Genomic DNA, 17,599 nt, shown 5'->3' on the forward strand with positions numbered 1-17,599 from the left:
GGGTGTCTCAGTCCGGGTACGGCCCCGATACTGACTCTGCCGGAGGTTCCTTTCGCCCCTTCACAGGGGCCAGCGGTCAGGCGTACTTCGGCCGCTCCGTGGTCAACTCGACGTCGCCGCTGACGCGTTCCTCGTCGTGGTCTTCGTCGTAGACGTACTGCCCGGTCGACCCACACAGCGTGCACTCGTAGGACTCCGAAATCTCGTTGATCATTTCGCCGTCCTCGAAGTAGACCCGGCTCTGGGTTATCTGCAGGAACTGCGGCGTCTCGCAGTTAGAGCAGGTGATCATATCCGGTCGGTCGGTTCGCCCCACTGTAGTTATCCGGCTTGTAACGGAAGGCCGACTACGTACAACGGCCGTCTTACTGCGATACTCGCGGGCGTGAAACGTGTGGTATTGGGTGGCATGAATTCGATCACGACGGGATCGACTCGAGCATCGGTAAACGGCGTATACCGCCCGACGTAACCGGGACCGCTGTCGCTCGAGCGACGTGGTAAGTGACGGCCAAATCGATTTCAATCTCGGGAATCCACTCGGTATCGACCCCTTTCGAACCGGGTCTCCGTCCCACCGAGCGACACCTCGAGTCGGGAGCGACCGGAACGGCTGCGGTCGCGCCCGTCGAGCACCGGTGTCACGGTAGTCCGGGGACCGCCACGGGGTTACCGACGAGCGGACCCGGTCGGGGGGTTGCCGGTCCAGTTCCGATCGAGGATGTTCGTCGTCGTCGCGGGACCGTGCCGCCGAGTCGTGCGCCCGGATACCAGCCATAGCGTCAGGCTATAGCCCGGTTATTCGGATCCTGTCGACGGTGTGGGGAGACTACGACCGTCCAACCCGATCCATAACAAAGGGTGATCCCCCCATGGTGGCACGTGCGGGGATGGAATGCCCCGCCGGGTACGCGCTCGGCCCGGATACGACGCGCTAACCAGCCGATTGCGTGCGTTCGTGCCCGGATCGCTCGGAAGTGGACTCGCCCCCGCTTCGAGTACGCTCATGTCTCTCATGCCGGGCGGGCTCCCGCCCCCGTCCGGGTTCCTAGAAGTCGGTCACGACCGGAATGCCGACGGTCCCGTAGTCGTCCATCGCCGCGAGCGTCTCCGGGACGTCCTCGAGCGAGAGCCGGTCGCCGACGATCGCGTCGGGCTCGAGGGTCCCTTGCTCGATCAGGTCGAACAATTCCTCGTAGCGGGTCAGCGGCATCCCGAAGGAACCGCGGAAGTCGATCTCCTGCATGGTCATGACGTCGACGGGGAGTTCGATCTCGCCCTCCTCCTCGCCGGTCGTGAGCCCGATCTGGACGTGCCGGCCGCGCGTCCCGAGGCTGGCGATCGAGTTCCGGCAGGTTTCGGCGATCCCCAGGGCGTCGATAGCGACGTCCGCGCCGCCGTCCGCGATCGCCGTGACCTCGCTGGCGGGATTCTCGACCGCCGACGCGTCGACCGTCTCGACGGCACCGAGGTCACGGGCCCGCTCGAGTTTCTCCTCGCGGACGTCGACGGCGATCGGGTGAGCGCCCAGGGCGTCGGCCACGTGGATCGCCGAGAGCCCGACGCCGCCGCAGCCGTGAACCGCGACCCAGTCGCCCGGCCGGAGGTCGGCCCGATCGGCGAGTCCGTGATAGGCGGTCATGAACCGACAGCCCAGCCCCGCCATCTCCGCGAAGCCGACGTCGTCGGGGAGTTTCACGCAGTTGAAGTCGGCTCGCCGAACGGGGAACGCCTCCGCGAACGCGCCGGGCGCGCTCCCGGTAAGCCCGAGCGGGACGACCGCGTCGCAGTTGTTCGCCCGACCCTCACGACAGTGGGGGCAGGTCCCGTCACCCAGGTGGAACGGAACCGTGACCCGGTCGCCCGCCCGCAGCGTCTCGACGTTCTCGCCGACCTCGGCGACGACGCCGGCGGGCTCGTGACCGAGGATCTGTCCTTCCTGGACCGCCGCGCCGATCCAGCTCCAGTCGCCCCGCCAGGCGTGCCAGTCGCTGCGACAGACGCCGCAGGCCTCGGTCTCGACGACGACCTGGTCGGGGCCCGGTTCGGGGTAGTCGACCTCACGGATCGCCAGCGGTTCGCCGTGGTCCTCGAGTACGGCAGCGCGCATGTGAGTCGTGTTCTCTATGCACGTACAAAACCCTAGCACCGCCAACCATTCGGCCCGGTGAGAGTCGACCGCCAGCCGCCCGTACCTTTGTGGGCTCCCCCGTAGAAGGGCCCGTATGGACACGGGGGAGGACCCATTCAAACCGTACGGACTGTACATCTCGCGGCCGGTCCGGGACGCCCTCGAGGACTTCCTCTACGAGAAGGCCGGCGTCGTCGACCTCGAGGGCTACTTCGAGCCGTCCGCGTCGGCGATTCCGGCGGGCGATCCTGGCGCCGATGCGACCCACGACCTCGTCGCTTCGGTCGTTACCGACTTCACGACGCTGTACGACGACGCGGACTTCGCGGCCGCCGAGTCGCTCGCCCACGATGCCTTCGAGTTGACGTATCTCGCGGCCGAACCCGAGACGGTCGCGGCCGCCCGGGAGCGGTTCGAAGCTGCAACGATCATTCGAGAGACGGACCTCCGGACCGTCCACACCGCCGTGCTCGAGGCCCGGCTCTCGGCCGAGTAACGGCGGCGGCTGTACCCGGAACGCCGAGCGAAACGCGACGCGGCGACCCGTGTACGGCCGCGACTGTCGACACGTGTGACAATTCACGACACACGTTTGTCCGACGACCGCGATAGCCCTCGATATGAGCACCGGGAAGCCCGCGACCACGCCAAACTACCGCGACCTCGAGGACGACGAGTTCCGGGAACGGATCGCGGACCTCCGGAGCCGGTACGCGGACTGCGATCTCTGTGCGTACGACTGTCGCGTCGATCGGACGGCGGGCGACGTCGGCACCTGCCAGGTCGACGACACCGCATACGTCTCGACGTACTTCCCCCACTTCGGCGAGGAAGAGCCCCTGAAGGGCCACAACGGGAGCGGGACGATCTTCCTCGCGAACTGCAACATGAAGTGCGTCTTCTGCCAGAACTTCGAAACCAGCCACGAGGCCGAAGGGGACCCTGCGACCGCCGAAGAGATCGCCGAAATGGCGCTGGAACTCGAGGCGCGAGGCTGTCATAACGTCAACTTCGTCTCCCCGACCCACCACTCGCCACACCTCGTCGAGGCGGTCAAGATCGCCCGGGATCGGGGCCTCGAGGTGCCGATCGTCTGGAACTGCGGCGGCTACGAGCGCGTCGAGATCCTCGAACGACTGGAGGGGGTCATCGACATCTACATGCCCGACGTGAAGTGGGGCGACGACGCGGCCGCGGCGAAATACTCGAAGGCACCCGGCTACTGGTCGAACGTTACGGACTCGCTGCGGGAGATGCACCGCCAGGTCGGCGACCTCGCCGTCGACGACACCGGACTCGCGACCGAGGGACTGCTCGTCCGTCACCTGGTCATGCCCAACCACGTCGAGAGCGCGAAGCGGGTGCTCGAGTTCGTCTCCGAGGAGATCTCGAGGGGGACGTTCGTCGACGTGATGGCCCAGTACCGGCCCTACTACAAGGCCACGGAGGAGGAGTTCTACGCGGAGATCGACCGCCCGATCACCGAGGCCGAGTATCGAGAGGTCGTCGACCACGCGCGCGAGGTCGGCCTCGAGAACCTCTATCTGGATCGGTCGATGTTAGAGCGCGGTGGCTCGTTCGGCCTGTTTTGAGCACTCCGTACGATCGTCCGCACGACGACCTCAACGACGGGTTCGGGGGGATTCTATCCGCGCCTTTCGAACCCGTGATACATCAAATTAGGGGAAGTATCCAGGAGGTTAGAATGGGGGCGTGATCTTACACCCTTCATCGCCGAGTCGTAGTTGAGGGAACCATGGCACTCATCGAGTGGGACGAGAGGCGGTACAGTACCGAGATCGATCGGTTCGACGAGCAACATCAGAACCTGTTCGAAATACTCAACGAGTTACACCAGGCGATGGAGGAGGGTCACGCCGAGGAGAAACTCGGAGACACCCTGCGGGAACTCGAGGAGTACACGGAGTACCACTTCAACGACGAGGAGGAGTTCATGAACGACTGCGGCTACGCACAGGACTGTGCGAACTGCTTCCACAACCACCAGGAGATGCACGACGAGTTCGCACAGAAGGTGACCGAACTCCGCAAGAAACACGAGAACGGCGAGTACATCACGATGGAAGTACTCGAGTTCGCGCGGGACTGGCTCGATTCTCACATCGCCGGCGAAGATCAAGATCAGAGCTATGGGGAGTACTACGCGCAGGAAGTCGATAACTAGCGTTCGGGTGGCTGGCCGGGAGCGTCCGAGACAGTTGCCCGAGAGAGCGAACCCATGAATTCGAGAAACTCAGCATCCAGGTCCAGGACCGAGGGATCCGACTCCGACGGCGACGCGACGGCGGCGGATCGTGATTCCGACCCCTGGGCAGCCTTCGGGGAGGGAGGGCTCAACCCGGAGATCGACGAGTCGGAACTGGTTAGCCTCGACCCCGAGGAGATCGCCTGGCGGAAGGAACTGGTCGGCTTCGACCAGCAGGACGCCGAGCGCGTAGAGGCGCTCGAGGGGCTATTCGCCGACAACGCGGACGAAATCGCGAGTCGGTTCTACGGGAACCTGACCGAACACGAGCGGACCCAGTCGGTCATCGACCGGTCGCCGAAAGGGATCGACGAACTCGAGCGGACACAGCAAGCCTACGTGCGGACGCTCACGGAGGGGACGTACGGGACCGACTACTTCCGGAACCGGGCGCGAATCGGGAAACTCCACGAACTCCTCGAGATGCCCGTCGCGCAGTACGTCGGGCAGTACGGCTTCTACTTCGAACTCCTGTTCGAGGTCATGCGGGAGCGTCGAGCGGACCGGATCGCGGCGACGCTCGAGGAGTCGGGCGTCGAGGACGAGACGATCGCGGAGGTCCGGTCCCAGGTCGAAACCACCAGCGAGGAGACGCTCTCCGTGCTCAAACTGCTGATGCTCGACATGCAGGTGGCGATGGAGACGTACGTGAGCGCACGGGAGTCCGACCTCCGTGAGGAGATGGACCGTCGGCGGGAGATCGCGGCGGGAACGCAGGACGCCGTCACGGAACTCAAAGACTTCGCCAGCGACGTCTCGAAGAGTTCGAAACGGATCAGCGAACTCACGGACACGGAAGCCGGGAACGTCGACGAGATCCGTCAGGAGATGTCGAACCTGAGCGCGACGATCGAGGAGGTCGCGGCGACGGCGAAGGAAGTCGAGCGGACGAGCGAGCAGGCGGTCGAAACGGCGAAGACAGGCCAGGAGTCGGCGACCTCGGCGCTGGACCTGATGGCCGACATCCAGGCGTCGGCGGAGGACATCGGCACCAGCGCACACGATCTGGAGGCCAAGACCAGGGAGATCGACGACATCGTGGGGGTGATCAACGACATCGCCGACCAGACGAACCTGCTCGCGCTGAACGCCTCCATCGAGGCCGCGCGGGCCGGCGAGGCCGGCGACGGGTTCGCCGTCGTCGCGGACGAAGTCAAGACCCTCGCGGAGGAGGCCCAGACGCAGGCCGGCCGCATCGAGGAAACGATCGACGGTGTCCGAGAGGAGATCGAACGGACGGTCGAGAATACGGAGTCGGCGGCCGCTGACATCGACTTGGGTATCGAGGCGGTCGAGGACGCCATGGCCCAACTGGACGAGATCGTCGAAACCGTCGAAGCGGCCGCGGACGGCGTCTCGCAGGTCTCGGTCGCGACGGACGATCAGGCACACGCCGCGGAGGAGATCGCTACCAACCTCGACGACGCGGCCGAACGCATCCGCGAGATCAACGAGGAGATCGACGAGGTAGCCCGGGCCAACGAACAGCAGACGGCCAAGGTCTTCAAGGTCACCTCGGATCTCAAACAGCTGACCGACACCCAGTGAACGCGGCGACGGCAGCGCCGTACAACGGGTTTCGAGGACGCGTTTCGTGCTCCGGGAGGGGCCTCGAATTGTGAGACGGAGAGAACGCGGGCCGCTCAGGTGGGATCGACGCCGAGGACCGCATCGACGACGGCCTGGACGCGCGTCGCCGCCGCGAAGGAGACGAGGTCGCCGTTCCCGTCCTCGAGCTCGGTTACGAACTCGTCGACCAGCGACAGCGTCGTCTCCCCCGGTTCCTCGGTGATCACGCGTTCGTTTTCCTCGCCGGGGTCAGCGACGAGTCGACGCCACGCCCGTAGCGACAGCGATCCCTCGGTCCCTTCGACCGTGATGCTGTTCTCCTCGCTGCCGGCACAGTCACAGAGGAGGTCGATCGTCCCGTGGACGCTGTCCTCGAGTTCGACGGCGCCGCCGGTCTCGGCGGCTGTTTCGACGGCCGTTCGGCCCGCCCCGCTCGCGTCGGCGTGCTCGAGATTGCCGCCGGCGAGGAAGGTTCCGACGATGGACTCCTCGTACTTCTCCGGGGCCGTGTACCGAACGTCCGCGGTGACGTCGGCGACGTCGCCGAACAGTTCCCGGGTGCCGAACACGAAGTGGCTTCCGACCTCCCGGAGCGGGCCGCCCTGTTCGCGGCCGGCGAGCCAGTCGACGTCCTGCCACTCGCGGGGCCACTGTGGAAAGCGAAACCGGAGAGTAACGCGTTTCGGCGTGCCGATCTCGCCGGCCGCGATCCGCTCGCGCATCTCGACGAACCCCGGCGTGTAGCGAAACGGGAAGTTGATCGCGGTCGTACAGTCGCTCTGCCGGGCACGCTCGGTCAACTCGCGACCGACGGCCGCGTTCTCCGCGATGGGCTTCTCGCAGATGACGTGTGTTTCCGCCTCGAGTGCGGCGCGGACGACGGCCGCGTGGTGCTTCGGGGGGACGCCCACGTAGACGATGTCGACCGCGTCGATCCCGACGAGGTCCTCGACCTCGGTGACCGCCTCGCAGTCGTACGTCGTCGCCATCGACTCCGCCTTCTCGGGGAGCCGATCGCAGACGGCCCGGATCGCAGTCCGTTCGTGTTCGTCGAACGCCTCCGCGAGCCGCGAGCCGATAACGCCACAGCCGACGATTCCGACCTGGTGCATGCACGGACGGTGAACCGCTCCTCTCAAGAAGGTGCGCATTCGGTTCGGGATGTTGCTGCAACCGGCCTCCGGCACTCGGGTCGGTCGTCCTCAATCGTCGTTAGTCGAGACGACGTTCGATCCGACCCCCTCGAGTGACGGATCGTCCGCGGTCAGGTTGCCATCCCGCCAGGTGCCGCGCTCGAACCAGAGATACGCGACGATCCCGCCGACGACGTTCGAGATCGGGAAGGCGATCCAGAGTCCCATCACGTCGAACGTGCTCGAGGCGATCCAGGCGACTGGAAGCCGAACGAACCCGAGCGTCACGAGGGAGATAGCGGCCGCGATCATCGTGTGACCGGACCCCCGGAAGCCCCCGGTGTAGGCGCGCATGACGCCGATAAACCCGAAGGTGAGTCCGGTCACGCGAAGGAAAGTCGTGGCGTGATCGACCACTGCCGGATCGGGAGAGAAGACGCTGGCGATCGGTCCCGCAGCGAGCACGATGAGGCCACCACCTACCGTGAGGAGTCCGAGCATAGCGCGTGCACCGAAGTGGTTCGTCTCGGCGGCACGGCCGACTTTCCCGGCCCCGATGTTCTGGCCGGTCATCGTCTCGATCCCCTGGGAGACGGCGAGCGCCGGCAGGAAGATCACCGAAAAGACTCGGGTTCCGATTCCGTACGCCCCGCTGACCGCGTTCGGGAAGGTCGCTACGACGACGAGAAGCATGGTGATAGAGAGCGATCGAGCGGCACCTTCGACGGAGGCCGGTAGTCCGATGGTAAGGATCGTTCGCCCGAACAGGAGGTCCGGGACCATCTCGGAGAGGCGGATCCGGACGCCGCGTTTCCCGCGGAACATGATCGCCAACCCGACGGCGAGGGCAAGCGCCCGGGACCCCACGGTCGCGATCGCAGCGCCGCCGATCCCCCAGCCGGTGAATCCCGTCGCCTCGAGTGCCGCGGTTTCCAGTCCACCCAGTCCGAGAACGCCGAGCAGCGGATTCGCGTCGAACCCGAAGATGAGGATCGGATCGAGGACGATATTGAGAATCACCGAACCGGCCATGACGTACATCGGCGTCACGGTGTCGCCGTAACCGCGCATGAGCGCCAGAAAGACTGCGAAGCCGAAGACGGCGAACAGGCCGACGGCGTAGACGCGCATGTACTCGACGACCAGCGGTGCCACGGTCTCGTTCACTCCGAGGAGTGCAGTGATATCGTCGACGAAGACATACCCCAGAACACCCAGAACGATGGAGATGACCGCCGCGTAGGCCATGGTCTGCGACGCGGCGTACGCGGCACGCTCCTCGTTGCCGGCTCCGGTGTGCTGAGCGACGAGGACGCTCCCCGCGACCGAGACGCCCAGGGCGAGCGAGATCATCAGGAAGACGATCGGGAACGCGAACGTAATCGCAGACAGCGCCTCGGTGCTGTGACGCCCGAGCCAGAAGGTGTCGGCCAGGTTGTACAGCACCTGAAAGAGGTTCTGGACGACGATCGGCAACGAGAGGTAAAACAGCGGCCAGCCGATATCTCCCGAGGTGAGATCCAACGCTTCTGGCCCTCTGAACAGGGAGTCGATAGCGCCTTTGATCCCCATCAGGCGATCACCGCTGACGGGGTGAGCAACGCGTCGAGTCGATCGCGTTCGCTTTCGCCCGATACCCCCTCCTGCCGTTCCGGTGAGCGCTCGTAGCGGTAATCGAGGAGTACCTCCTCGAGTCGTTCCCTGCTGTCGTCGGAGTGGTGAATGGCCGCCTCGCTCAGTTCCGATTCGTCCGCGATCCGCTGTATCGTCGGGTCCGCGGAGCCGTATTCGCAGAGAGTACGATAGGTCTCTTCGAGGACCGCTCGTTCCGTGTCGTCCATCGAGTACGGTACTTACTGACTAGTCAGTCAAAAACCTTAGGGAGCCGGCTACTCCCTGCGAGACCCTCATCCGTGCCCACTCCGGTAGGTTTCGTCACACGGCATCTTCTCGAACGGAGTCGCGACGTGGCCCGTGGGACTCTACTGGCCCTCGAACAGCGGTTTCGCCACGGTGGCTTCTCCAATCGCTAGAACGGGCGGATCGGCGCTATTCTCGAGCAGGCCACTCGAGAGCGACTTCTAGCGGTGATCACGGGACACCCGGGACTCTTGTGTTCGCGTTATGAATATTTCCGGTCAGATGGACGGAACGCCGAAGGAGGACCTTCGGGAACCGTCGGAGTGAACGCGTTCGTTATCGTCCCGATCAGTAGGGCTCGCCTCGCCAGTACGCACCCGCCGACGGAGAACCGACTCGAGCAACTCCGCAACCTCGAACGAAAGACAACGGCCTGACGAACTGCGCGATGAATATTCGAGCCAACCGAGTGACTCGGTCCAGTCAGTCCCGGCTCTTCCCCGGTTGTGGTCCGGTTTCGGAGACGGTACGGCGAGCAATCGACACGAGCACCACCATTGTCAGCAGCGTCCCGACCGACAACAGCCCTCTCCCGACCGAGAGCCCGACCAGGGCCGTGACGTCGGCGTAAAACGTAAAGAGGAGGAACGCCGGGAAGACGGTCCCGATCGCGTACCGCCACGGGATCACCAGGGGACGCGAGATCGCTCCCGACCCTTCGAGGTACTCCTCGATCGCGGCCGGGCCGAGCACCCAGGCCGTATACACCATGAACCCGGTCAGTCCGAGCACCAACAGCAGATCGACGAGATGGTCCGCAAACAGCGTAAACACCGCAGGGCTGAACGCGTTCACGCCGCCGGTAACTGCGACCAGCGCGAACAATCCACGGGTCGCAGTCGACCGCTCGAGGTCGAACTCGTCGACCAGGAACGAGACCGGAATCTCGAGAATGCTGATCAGGCTCGTGAGGGCTGCGAGGAAGACGACCAGGAAGAAGACCGCGCCGAGGAGTCGTCCGCCGGGCAGGTTCGCGAACGCGCTGGCGATACCGACGAACAGGGCGCCGGGGCCGCCCTCGGTCGGTCCTGGCGCGAACGAGAACAACAACGGGAAGACCACCAGTCCGGCCAGAACACCGATGCCGAGATTGAACACGGCGATAACTGAGGCGTCGAGGGGCAGCGAGCGGTCATCGTCGACGTAGGACGCGTAGGTTATCATCGTCCCGCCACCGATCGAGAGGGTGAAAAGCGCCTGGCCGGCGGCCGATCCCAGCACCGACAGGAAGTTCTCGGCGAGGTAGGCCCCGTCGAATCCGAGGTAGAACTCGTACCCCTGCGCAGCGTCGGGCTGTCCGGCCGCCCAGATCGCGAGTCCGACGAGCAACACGACGATGCCGGGCATCATCACTTTCGTCGTCGCCTCGATGCCGCGCCTGATCCCCGCGCCGACGATCAGAGACGTGGCCGCGAGGACGGCGAGTTGGTATCCGAACGCTTCGACACCGTAGCTGATCGTCGCGAAATGGGTCTCGGGAGCCGCGAAATAGGCACCCGTCGCACTCTCGAGGAAGTAGCGGAGAATCCACCCGCCGACGACGCTGTAGAACGACAGTAGCATGATCGACGTGACGACACAGAGCCCGCCCAACGCCGTCCAGAAACGCGATCCGGAGAGGGATTTGAACGCTCCGACCGGGTTCCGATTCGACCGTCGACCGATCACGAACGCAGCCAGTAACCCCGGCACCCCAACGACGAGGACGGTAAGCAGATACAGTAGCAGAAAGGCACTTCCGCCGTTCTCCGCGGTCATCCATGGGAACCGCCAGAGGTTTCCCAACCCGATCGCGCTTCCGACCGCGGCCAGAATAAATCCGGCGCGACTCGCCCAACTCTCGCGTACCATTCTGTCTCAGCGAACCAACTCGGCGCGCATAAGAATTGTTACTCAGTGGCTCAGCGCACTCGCAGTTGGGTGGATGCAGGGAGATAGTAAAGATATATTGACACTATGGAGTTCGTTTCATATGTTCTCGAAGGGCGTATTAGGCCCCAGCAAACTGCGCTTGAGCATCTCGAGATCCGTGATCTACCCATTAATTTCAGTATTATTATGTGTCTGTCTGGCCTGATCCGACTCGGTTGGCGGCGTCCTCGAGACGTCGGGAACAGGCGTTACACTCGACGCGCCTGTCTACGGCAGGGAACGATACTGGACGCGGAGTTCGTGTGAGTAGTGGGGGAATTTGAACCCCGCCGAAACGACCTTGCTCGCACCCTGCGGTCGCTGCGCGAGTCGCGACTCGCCTGGTTCAAACTGCCCGACGTACGAAATTACGCCTCACGGGTTGCTCGACGCAAAACTAGTGGGGCGGGGTAGTCACGATACTGTCGCTCGCGAATTTGCTCTCCATGGAAGTCGTGGGTTGGGGCAGATTTGAACCACGGTCGTTCCGCTTCGCTCCACTCCCTGATTCAAATCTGCCCAACATCACGATACTGTCGCTCGTGAATTTGCTCGCGACAGAAGTAGTGGGTTGGGGCAGATTTGAACTGCCGACTTCCTCCGTGTGAAGGAGGTATCATAACCGGACTAGATCACCAACCCGCAGTCCGTCGTACCCGCGCGTTCGACTTAAGGCTTCCTTTCATCGACCGCAACAGGTGGGAACCTCGAGCCCTCGAGCCTCCGAGCCCTCGAGGGCTCGATCCGAACCCGATCAGGAGTCAGTACGTCGGCTCCTCCTCCGTCTCCCCGTCGCGCTGGTTGACCAGGCGGGCGAACGTAAAGAGCCCGTCGGAGAGCCGGTTGAGGTACTGGACGGCAAGTTCGTTGATCTCCTCGTTCTCGGCGAGGGCGACCGCCCGGCGCTCGGCGCGTCGACAGACCGCCCGCGCGTGGTGGAGTCGTGCGCCGCGTTCGCTCCCCGTCGGCAGGATGAAGGAGGTCAGCGGCTCGAGTTCCTCGTCGCAGTCGTCGATCCACTCCTCGACGGTCTCGACGTGGTGGGCTTCGATCTCCGGGGCGTCCTCGTCGGGATCCGGGTCGGCGAACTCGGCCTGGACGACGTGGAGGTGGTTCTGGACCGTCCGGAGCCGCTCGTCGACGTCGTCGTACTCGGTCGGGCGAACGGTGCCGAGCAGTGCGTTGAGTTCGTCGACCGTGCCGTAGGCTTCGATTCGGGGATCCGTCTTCGAGACGCGACTCATGTCCCGGAGATCCGTCTCGCCGTCGTCGCCGCGACCCGTATAGATCGACATGTCCGGAGCGACGGGGGGAACTCACTTAATCCCTGTCGGGAACGCTCCGTCGGAGCGTCGGACTCGAGTCGCGACGATGGCCGGCGCTCGATGACGAAAACGTAAAATCGCTCGGCCCGAAACGGGCCCGTATGTCCATGGAACTCGACCAGTACTGTCCCGAGTGCGGGGAGGATCGCACGTTCTACCGCGCGGCGAGTACGACCCTGCACCTGGGCGAGAAGATCAAGTGGCATTGCCCCGAGTGCTCGTACGGCTTCGTCCGGATCGGCGACAACGGGACGGCGGTCGACTCGAGCGCCGACGCCTGATCCGTCCGTGAATCGACGGGCGGCGATAGGCGGCAACCGATAGCGGACCAGCCACCAACGACTCCGATCACCCCCTCCTCGACCAGCTTTCTCCTCTCGAGCCGACGGCGACGACCGACGTGACCGGCGTGGTGAATACCAACACCCTTGTTTCGGGCGTTCCTACGGCGACACGAGAACCGATGCAAGGACGGAGACTCGCGACGACGGATGCGATCGTCGCGATCGTCAGCCCGGGCGAGGACAGCGAGGCAGCCCTCGCCAGGCTCGAGGCCTGGACGACCGACCGGGGGATCGACCTCGCGACGGTCGACGTCGGCGAGGACATCGGCGACGTCTACGACGAGAACCGGGCGACGCTGGGGGTGACGATCGGCGGGGACGGCACCTTCCTCGAGGGGATCAAGACGTTCGCGCCACGGAACGTTCCGCAACTGGGGATCAACACCGGCACGCTGGCGTTCCTCTCGCGAGTCGAACCGGAGAACCTCGAGGCAGCGCTCGACGAGGTCATCCGAGGCCGGGCCGAGGTCGACAGCCGCCAGCAGGTGGCCGTCGAGGCTCCCGGACTCGAGGCGACCGGGATCAACGACGTCATGCTCGAACACGTGCCGCCGGAGGACCCCATCGACCGGAAGATCACCACGCTCGACGTCTACGCGGACGACGAATACGTCGGCGAGTTCGAGGGGACGGGCGTGGCGGTCTCGACGCCGACGGGATCGACCGGTATCTCGCTGTCGGCGAACGGGCCGATCCACTACCCGGTGAACAACCACACCCTGCAGCTGGTGCCGTTGCACACCCACCAGCTCGGGGTGCGGCCGGTCGTCGTCTCGCCCTCGACGGAACTGCGGCTGGTCACCCGCGGGGAGGCGAGCCTGCTGGTCGACGGGGGCCGCTCGCACGCGACCCTCGAGGCCGGCAGCGAGGTGCTCGTGACGGGGGCCGACCAACTGGCTCACGTCGTCCGGACGAGCTACGACGACCACTTCTTCTCGGCGATCTCGAAGAAGCTCGGCTGGGACATCCGAAAGCCCGACCCCGACCCCGACCCCGACTCCGATACGGACCCGGGCCCCGCCGGCGCAGTCGACGCCGAACTCGACCGACGCCTCGAGGTCGCCGCCGGATCGGGGCCCGCACCGGACGAGTCGTTCGCCTCGCAGCGCAGCGTTGGGACCGCGACGAGCACGGACGACGGGTCAGCGGAGACGGACGAAACCGACGTCCACGAGCGCGCGCTGCGGATCGCGACCGAGGCGGCGGAGGCCGCCGGCGAACCGCTTCGCGAACTGCACGGCCAGGTCGAGACGATCACCGTCAAAAGCGACAAATCGGACGTCGTCACCGAGGCCGACCACCAGGCCGACCGGATCATCACGGCCGTGATCCGCAACGAGTTCCCCGAACACAGAATTCTCTCGGAGGAGGGGCCCTCCTGGGAGCGGGACGGCAACGAACCACCAACCCGTGACCGGGATCCCGCCGACATCGACGACGCCACGGGGGCGTCTCCTACGGGCTACACCTGGGTCGTCGACCCCCTCGACGGGACCGGCAACTTCGCCCACGGCAACCCGAACTACTCGGTCTCGATCGCACTGCTCGAGGACGGCGACCCCGTCGTCGGCGTCGTCTACGTCCCCGAAACCGACGAACTGTTCAGCGCGATCGCGGGTCGCGAGGCCCGGCGCAACGGCGACCGGATCGAGACGACCGACCGGGACCGCCTCGACGAGAGCATGCTCATCTCGGGGTACGACCCGGACGGCTCCTTCCTCTCGCACTTCTACCAGGAGTCACGGGGCGTGCGCCGGCTGGGATCGGCGGCGCTCAACCTCTGTTACCTCGCGAGCGGCAGCGCCGACGCCACCTGGGAACACGACACCCACCCGTGGGACGTCGCCGCGGGCCTGGTGATCGCCCGTGCCGCCGGCGCGACGATCACCGACGAGCGCGGGGAACCGTTCGACCTCACGCTCGAGGACGACGGCCGCGCGGCGCTGTTGGGCTCGAACGGGCCGTTGCACCCGTCGCTGCTCGAGCACCTCGAGGCGGGACGGACGGGCGCGGAGACGAACGCCGACGGCGGCGACTGATCGTCGCGAGCGCCGAATTTCGAGAACGAGCGGGACGCGGGACTCGGGACTGGGGACGCGGGACGTTCTACGTCACTCCTCTTCGTCCGAGAGCGTCTGCCAGGACAGCCGCGGACTCCGGGCCGCGCTGGTCTGGTCGATCCGACGCGCGGTCGTCCGTTCCGGGGCGTCCTCGAGCGTCGCGTCCTCCTCCGCGGCGACGGCGTTGAACGCCGCCGCGAGGCGGTCGAGCGTGTCCTTGCTCTCGACCTCGGTCGGCTCGGTCATCAGCGCCTCGGGGACGATCTCGGGCCACTTGGTCGTCGGTGGATGGACGCCGTAGTCGAGCATCCGCTTTGCGACGTCGGCGGCGTCCTGGTCGCCCGCGCTGGCGACGAACTCGTGGTGGAACGGCTCGTAGGGGACGTCGTACTCGATCCGACTCGCGAGGTAGTTCGCGTTGAGCACGGCCTTGGCACTGGCGTCCGTCAGCCCCTCGTCGCCCAGGCGGGCGATGTAGGCGAAGGTCTTGACGAGGACGAGCCAGTTGCCGTGGAAGCCGTGGACCTTGCCGATGGTGTGTTCGGGTTCGAACAGTTCGTAGCTCGCGTCGCCGTCGGTCCGGACCCGCGGCGAGGGGAGGAACGGCGCGAGTTCGTCGACGACGCCGACGGGACCGGCGCCGGGCCCGCCGCCGCCGTGGGGGGTCGCGAACGTCTTGTGGACGTTGTAGTGCATCACGTCGAAGCCCATGTCGCCGGGTCGGGCGCGTCCGAGCAGGGCGTTCAGGTTCGCCCCGTCGTAGTAGAGCAGCCCCCCGACGTCGTGGACCATCTCCGCGATCTCCTCGATGTCGCGCTCGAACAACCCGAGCGTGTTCGGGTTCGTCAGCATCAGGGCCGCCGTGTTCTCCGAGAGGGCGGCCTCGAGTGCCTCGAGGTCGACCCGCCCCTCGTCGTCGCTGGGCAGGGAGACGACCTCGTAGCCGCCCAGCGCGGCGCTGGCGAAGTTGGTCCCGTGGGCGCTCTCGGGGACGATGACCTCGTCGCGGTGGCCCTCGCCGTTGTGCTCGTGGTAGGCCGCAGCGACGCGGATCCCGACGAACTCGCCGGCCGCGCCCGCGGGCGGCTGGAGCGTGACCGCGTCCATCCCGCCGATCCGGCCCAGATAGTCCTGCAGCCGGTACAGCAGCTCGAGAGTGCCCTGGACGGACTCCTCGGAGCGGTCGGGGTGGACCGCCCCGTCGGGGACGGCCGCGACGTCCTCGGTGAACTTGGGGTTGTACTTCATCGTGCACGACCCGAGCGGGTAGGGCCCGCTGTCGATCCCGTAGATCATCTGGGAGAGCCGCGTGTAGTGGCGGACCAGTTCGGGTTCGGAGAGTTCCGGCAACTCGAGGGAGTCGCGGGTGAGGTCGTCGGGGAGCGGGGAGTCGTCCCCGTCGTCCCCCTCGTCGATCTCGACCCGCGTCAGGTCCTTCTCCGAGAGCAGGGGTTCGTACTGGCCGTTCTCGACGTAGCGCGCCTGATCGTATCGTACGTTGTCGTCAGCATCAGTCATCGTACCACCTCCGAGAGCGCCTCGACGAAGCCGTCGATCTGCTCGTCGGTCGCGCCGGCGACGCAGATCTGCAGTTCGTGGTCGCCGACGACGTGGACCGCGTACCCCCGGTCCTCGAGATCGGCCGCGATCGCCCTCGCTGGCTGATCGACGCGGGCGACGAACTCCCGGAGGTGGTGGCGGTCGTGGACCGGCGCTTTGATGCCGACGAGGTCGTCGACGCGCTCGGCGAGGCCCTCGGCCCGTTCAACGCCGCGTTTCGCGAGGTCGACCATACCGCTCGGGCCAAGCGTTGCGGCGTGCATCGCGGTCCGCAGGGCGACCCACGCCTGGTTCGTACAGATGTTACTCGTTGCCCGCTCGCGTCGGATGTGCTGTTCGCGGGTCTGCAGCGTCAGCGTGTAGGCTCGGCGGTCGGTCGCGTCCTCGCTGGCCCCGACGAGTCGACCGGGGACCTGCCGGAGGTAGTCCTCGCGACAGGCAAAGAGACCGAGGCCCATCCCGTAGCTCGTCGGCAGGCCGAGCACGCTCGCGTCGCCGACGACGACGTCCGCGCCGACGTCGACCGGCCGCTCGAGCAGCGACAGCGCGATCGGGTCCGAGCCGAGGGTGAACAGCGCCCCAGCGTCGTCCGCGAGGTCGCCGATCTCGGCGAGCCGTTCCTCGATCGTCCCCCGGACCGTCGGGTTCTCGGCGTAGATCATGACGACATCCTCGTCGACGCCGTCCTCGAGGGCGGCGAGGTCGACGCCGCCGTCTTCGGTCGGGTACTCCTCGACGACCAGGTCCGTACCGGCGACGTAGTTCTCGAGCGTGCTGCGACGCCCCTCGCGAAGGAGGTCGGGGACGAGCACCCGCGTGCCGCCGGTCGAGCGGACCCGATCGGCGAGCGTCGCGGCTTCGCCGAGCGCCGTCGCCGCGTCGTACATCGAACAGTTGGCGATCTCGAGCCCGGTCAACTCGACCAGAAGCGACTGGTACTCGAACAGCGCCTGCAGGAACCCCTGGGACACCTCGGGCTGGTACTGCGTGTAGGAGGTGAGAAACTCCGAGCGGTCCGCGAGGTGGTCGACCAGCGAGGGGACGTAGTAGCCGTAGTGGCCCCGACCCAGCAGCTCCGTGAGGTCGTCGTTTCGCTCGAGGAGCGAACGCACCAGTTCCCTCGTCTCGCGTTCGGTCCGTGCATCGATGCCGAACTCGCCGTCGAACTCGACTGCCTCCGGGATGTCGAACAGTTCCTCGACGGCCTCGACGCCGACGGCCTCGAGCATCGCCGCCCGTTCGTCCTCCGTGTGGGGAGCGTACGGGCTCCCCGTTGCGTGTGAGTGTGATCCGGTCATGGGTGAGCGTGAGCGTGAGCGTGAGCGTAGTGATGGTCCTGCTGTCCACAAACGTCCGCGAACGCCCGCTCGCGAACGGAAG

15 protein-coding genes and 1 tRNA gene are annotated in these 17,599 nt (G+C 65.9%); 6 read left to right on the top strand and 10 right to left on the bottom strand.

Translation table 11 applies throughout. The features are described from left to right. Positions 1 to 76 precede the first annotated feature (76 nt). Together CHINAEXTREME_RS10975 and CHINAEXTREME_RS10980 are read right to left on the bottom strand one after the other, a co-directional pair. Positions 77 to 292 (bottom strand): hypothetical protein, encoded by a 216-nt coding sequence (locus tag CHINAEXTREME_RS10975; RefSeq protein WP_007143595.1) that lies wholly within the window; start codon positions 290 to 292, stop codon positions 77 to 79. Positions 293 to 1,048: 756 nt separating this feature from the next. Next, the gene (locus CHINAEXTREME_RS10980) at positions 1,049 to 2,110 is read right to left on the bottom strand and encodes a zinc-dependent alcohol dehydrogenase family protein (protein ID WP_007143596.1); all 1,062 of its coding nucleotides are present in this window, start codon (positions 2,108 to 2,110) and stop codon (positions 1,049 to 1,051) included. Between the two features lie 115 nt (positions 2,111 to 2,225). Here CHINAEXTREME_RS10980 and CHINAEXTREME_RS10985 point away from each other — a divergent pair, with 115 nt between their 5' ends. The 4 genes from CHINAEXTREME_RS10985 to CHINAEXTREME_RS11000 all read left to right on the top strand — a co-directional run bounded on the left by CHINAEXTREME_RS10985 (position 2,226) and on the right by CHINAEXTREME_RS11000 (position 5,945). After that, positions 2,226 to 2,627, top strand: a complete 402-nt coding sequence (locus tag CHINAEXTREME_RS10985; RefSeq protein ID WP_007143597.1) for a hypothetical protein — start codon at positions 2,226 to 2,228, stop codon at positions 2,625 to 2,627. A 124-nt stretch (positions 2,628 to 2,751) separates the two neighbouring features. Beyond that, complete coding sequence (locus CHINAEXTREME_RS10990; RefSeq protein ID WP_007143598.1) at positions 2,752 to 3,723, top strand: radical SAM protein; 972 nt, start codon at positions 2,752 to 2,754, stop codon at positions 3,721 to 3,723. 164 nt (positions 3,724 to 3,887) lie between these two features. Continuing rightward, the gene (locus CHINAEXTREME_RS10995) at positions 3,888 to 4,316 is read left to right on the top strand and encodes a bacteriohemerythrin (protein ID WP_007143599.1); all 429 of its coding nucleotides are present in this window, start codon (positions 3,888 to 3,890) and stop codon (positions 4,314 to 4,316) included. Between the two features lie 54 nt (positions 4,317 to 4,370). Beyond that, the gene (locus CHINAEXTREME_RS11000) at positions 4,371 to 5,945 is read left to right on the top strand and encodes a globin-coupled sensor protein (protein WP_007143600.1); all 1,575 of its coding nucleotides are present in this window, start codon (positions 4,371 to 4,373) and stop codon (positions 5,943 to 5,945) included. A gap of 95 nt (positions 5,946 to 6,040) precedes the next feature. Here CHINAEXTREME_RS11000 and CHINAEXTREME_RS11005 read toward each other — a convergent pair whose 3' ends face one another. The 6 genes from CHINAEXTREME_RS11005 to CHINAEXTREME_RS11030 form a co-directional block, all read right to left on the bottom strand. Further along, complete coding sequence (locus CHINAEXTREME_RS11005) at positions 6,041 to 7,078, bottom strand: Gfo/Idh/MocA family protein (RefSeq protein ID WP_007143601.1); 1,038 nt, start codon at positions 7,076 to 7,078, stop codon at positions 6,041 to 6,043. A 90-nt stretch (positions 7,079 to 7,168) separates the two neighbouring features. Beyond that, positions 7,169 to 8,671, bottom strand: a complete 1,503-nt coding sequence (locus CHINAEXTREME_RS11010) for an MATE family efflux transporter (protein WP_007143602.1) — start codon at positions 8,669 to 8,671, stop codon at positions 7,169 to 7,171. Beyond that, positions 8,671 to 8,940 (bottom strand): hypothetical protein, encoded by a 270-nt coding sequence (locus tag CHINAEXTREME_RS11015; protein ID WP_007143603.1) that lies wholly within the window; start codon positions 8,938 to 8,940, stop codon positions 8,671 to 8,673. The genes CHINAEXTREME_RS11010 and CHINAEXTREME_RS11015 overlap by 1 nt, the downstream gene beginning before the upstream one ends. 502 nt (positions 8,941 to 9,442) lie before the next feature. Continuing rightward, the gene (locus CHINAEXTREME_RS11020; RefSeq protein ID WP_007143604.1) at positions 9,443 to 10,870 is read right to left on the bottom strand and encodes a sodium-dependent transporter; all 1,428 of its coding nucleotides are present in this window, start codon (positions 10,868 to 10,870) and stop codon (positions 9,443 to 9,445) included. Positions 10,871 to 11,497: 627 nt separating this feature from the next. Further along, positions 11,498 to 11,572, bottom strand: a tRNA-Val gene (locus CHINAEXTREME_RS11025). A 119-nt stretch (positions 11,573 to 11,691) separates the two neighbouring features. Beyond that, positions 11,692 to 12,225: a cob(I)yrinic acid a,c-diamide adenosyltransferase gene (locus CHINAEXTREME_RS11030; RefSeq protein WP_007143605.1), complete on the bottom strand. Its 534-nt coding sequence runs from the start codon at positions 12,223 to 12,225 to the stop codon at positions 11,692 to 11,694. 131 nt (positions 12,226 to 12,356) lie between these two features. On the opposite strand from CHINAEXTREME_RS11030, the gene CHINAEXTREME_RS21465 reads away from it, so the two are divergent. Next, positions 12,357 to 12,536, top strand: coding sequence for a DUF7838 family putative zinc beta-ribbon protein (locus CHINAEXTREME_RS21465; protein ID WP_029601566.1), 180 nt, complete (start codon positions 12,357 to 12,359; stop codon positions 12,534 to 12,536). 182 nt (positions 12,537 to 12,718) lie between these two features. Continuing rightward, positions 12,719 to 14,638, top strand: coding sequence for an inositol monophosphatase family protein (locus CHINAEXTREME_RS11035; RefSeq protein ID WP_007143607.1), 1,920 nt, complete (start codon positions 12,719 to 12,721; stop codon positions 14,636 to 14,638). Between the two features lie 72 nt (positions 14,639 to 14,710). Here the strand turns inward: CHINAEXTREME_RS11035 and gcvPB are convergent, their stop codons facing one another. Further along, on the bottom strand, positions 14,711 to 16,177 hold the full coding sequence (gene gcvPB / locus CHINAEXTREME_RS11040) for an aminomethyl-transferring glycine dehydrogenase subunit GcvPB (RefSeq protein ID WP_007143608.1): 1,467 nt from the start codon (positions 16,175 to 16,177) through the stop codon (positions 14,711 to 14,713). Beyond that, positions 16,174 to 17,517, bottom strand: coding sequence for an aminomethyl-transferring glycine dehydrogenase subunit GcvPA (gene gcvPA, locus CHINAEXTREME_RS11045; RefSeq protein ID WP_029601567.1), 1,344 nt, complete (start codon positions 17,515 to 17,517; stop codon positions 16,174 to 16,176). Before gcvPA ends, gcvPB begins: the two co-directional genes overlap by 4 nt. Positions 17,518 to 17,599: the final 82 nt, after the last annotated feature.

This window comes from Halobiforma lacisalsi AJ5, assembly GCF_000226975.2.
GTDB lineage: Archaea > Halobacteriota > Halobacteria > Halobacteriales > Natrialbaceae > Natronobacterium > Natronobacterium lacisalsi.

Excerpts from the sequence above, each read along its gene's own strand:
- gcvPA (WP_029601567.1), bottom strand. The coding sequence starts at position 17,517 with ATGACCGGATCACACTCACACGCAACGGGGAGCCCGTACGCTCCCCAC.
- CHINAEXTREME_RS11010 (WP_007143602.1), bottom strand. The coding sequence starts at position 8,671 with ATGGGGATCAAAGGCGCTATCGACTCCCTGTTCAGAGGGCCAGAAGCG.
- CHINAEXTREME_RS10975 (WP_007143595.1), bottom strand. The coding sequence starts at position 292 with ATGATCACCTGCTCTAACTGCGAGACGCCGCAGTTCCTGCAGATAACC.
- CHINAEXTREME_RS11015 (WP_007143603.1), bottom strand. The coding sequence starts at position 8,940 with ATGGACGACACGGAACGAGCGGTCCTCGAAGAGACCTATCGTACTCTC.
- CHINAEXTREME_RS10980 (WP_007143596.1), bottom strand. The coding sequence starts at position 2,110 with ATGCGCGCTGCCGTACTCGAGGACCACGGCGAACCGCTGGCGATCCGT.
- CHINAEXTREME_RS11005 (WP_007143601.1), bottom strand. The coding sequence starts at position 7,078 with ATGCACCAGGTCGGAATCGTCGGCTGTGGCGTTATCGGCTCGCGGCTC.
- CHINAEXTREME_RS10990 (WP_007143598.1), top strand. The coding sequence starts at position 2,752 with ATGAGCACCGGGAAGCCCGCGACCACGCCAAACTACCGCGACCTCGAG.
- CHINAEXTREME_RS11035 (WP_007143607.1), top strand. The coding sequence starts at position 12,719 with ATGCAAGGACGGAGACTCGCGACGACGGATGCGATCGTCGCGATCGTC.
- CHINAEXTREME_RS10995 (WP_007143599.1), top strand. The coding sequence starts at position 3,888 with ATGGCACTCATCGAGTGGGACGAGAGGCGGTACAGTACCGAGATCGAT.
- CHINAEXTREME_RS10985 (WP_007143597.1), top strand. The coding sequence starts at position 2,226 with ATGGACACGGGGGAGGACCCATTCAAACCGTACGGACTGTACATCTCG.
- CHINAEXTREME_RS11020 (WP_007143604.1), bottom strand. The coding sequence starts at position 10,870 with ATGGTACGCGAGAGTTGGGCGAGTCGCGCCGGATTTATTCTGGCCGCG.
- CHINAEXTREME_RS11030 (WP_007143605.1), bottom strand. The coding sequence starts at position 12,225 with ATGTCGATCTATACGGGTCGCGGCGACGACGGCGAGACGGATCTCCGG.
- CHINAEXTREME_RS11000 (WP_007143600.1), top strand. The coding sequence starts at position 4,371 with ATGAATTCGAGAAACTCAGCATCCAGGTCCAGGACCGAGGGATCCGAC.
- CHINAEXTREME_RS21465 (WP_029601566.1), top strand. The coding sequence starts at position 12,357 with ATGTCCATGGAACTCGACCAGTACTGTCCCGAGTGCGGGGAGGATCGC.
- gcvPB (WP_007143608.1), bottom strand. The coding sequence starts at position 16,177 with ATGACTGATGCTGACGACAACGTACGATACGATCAGGCGCGCTACGTC.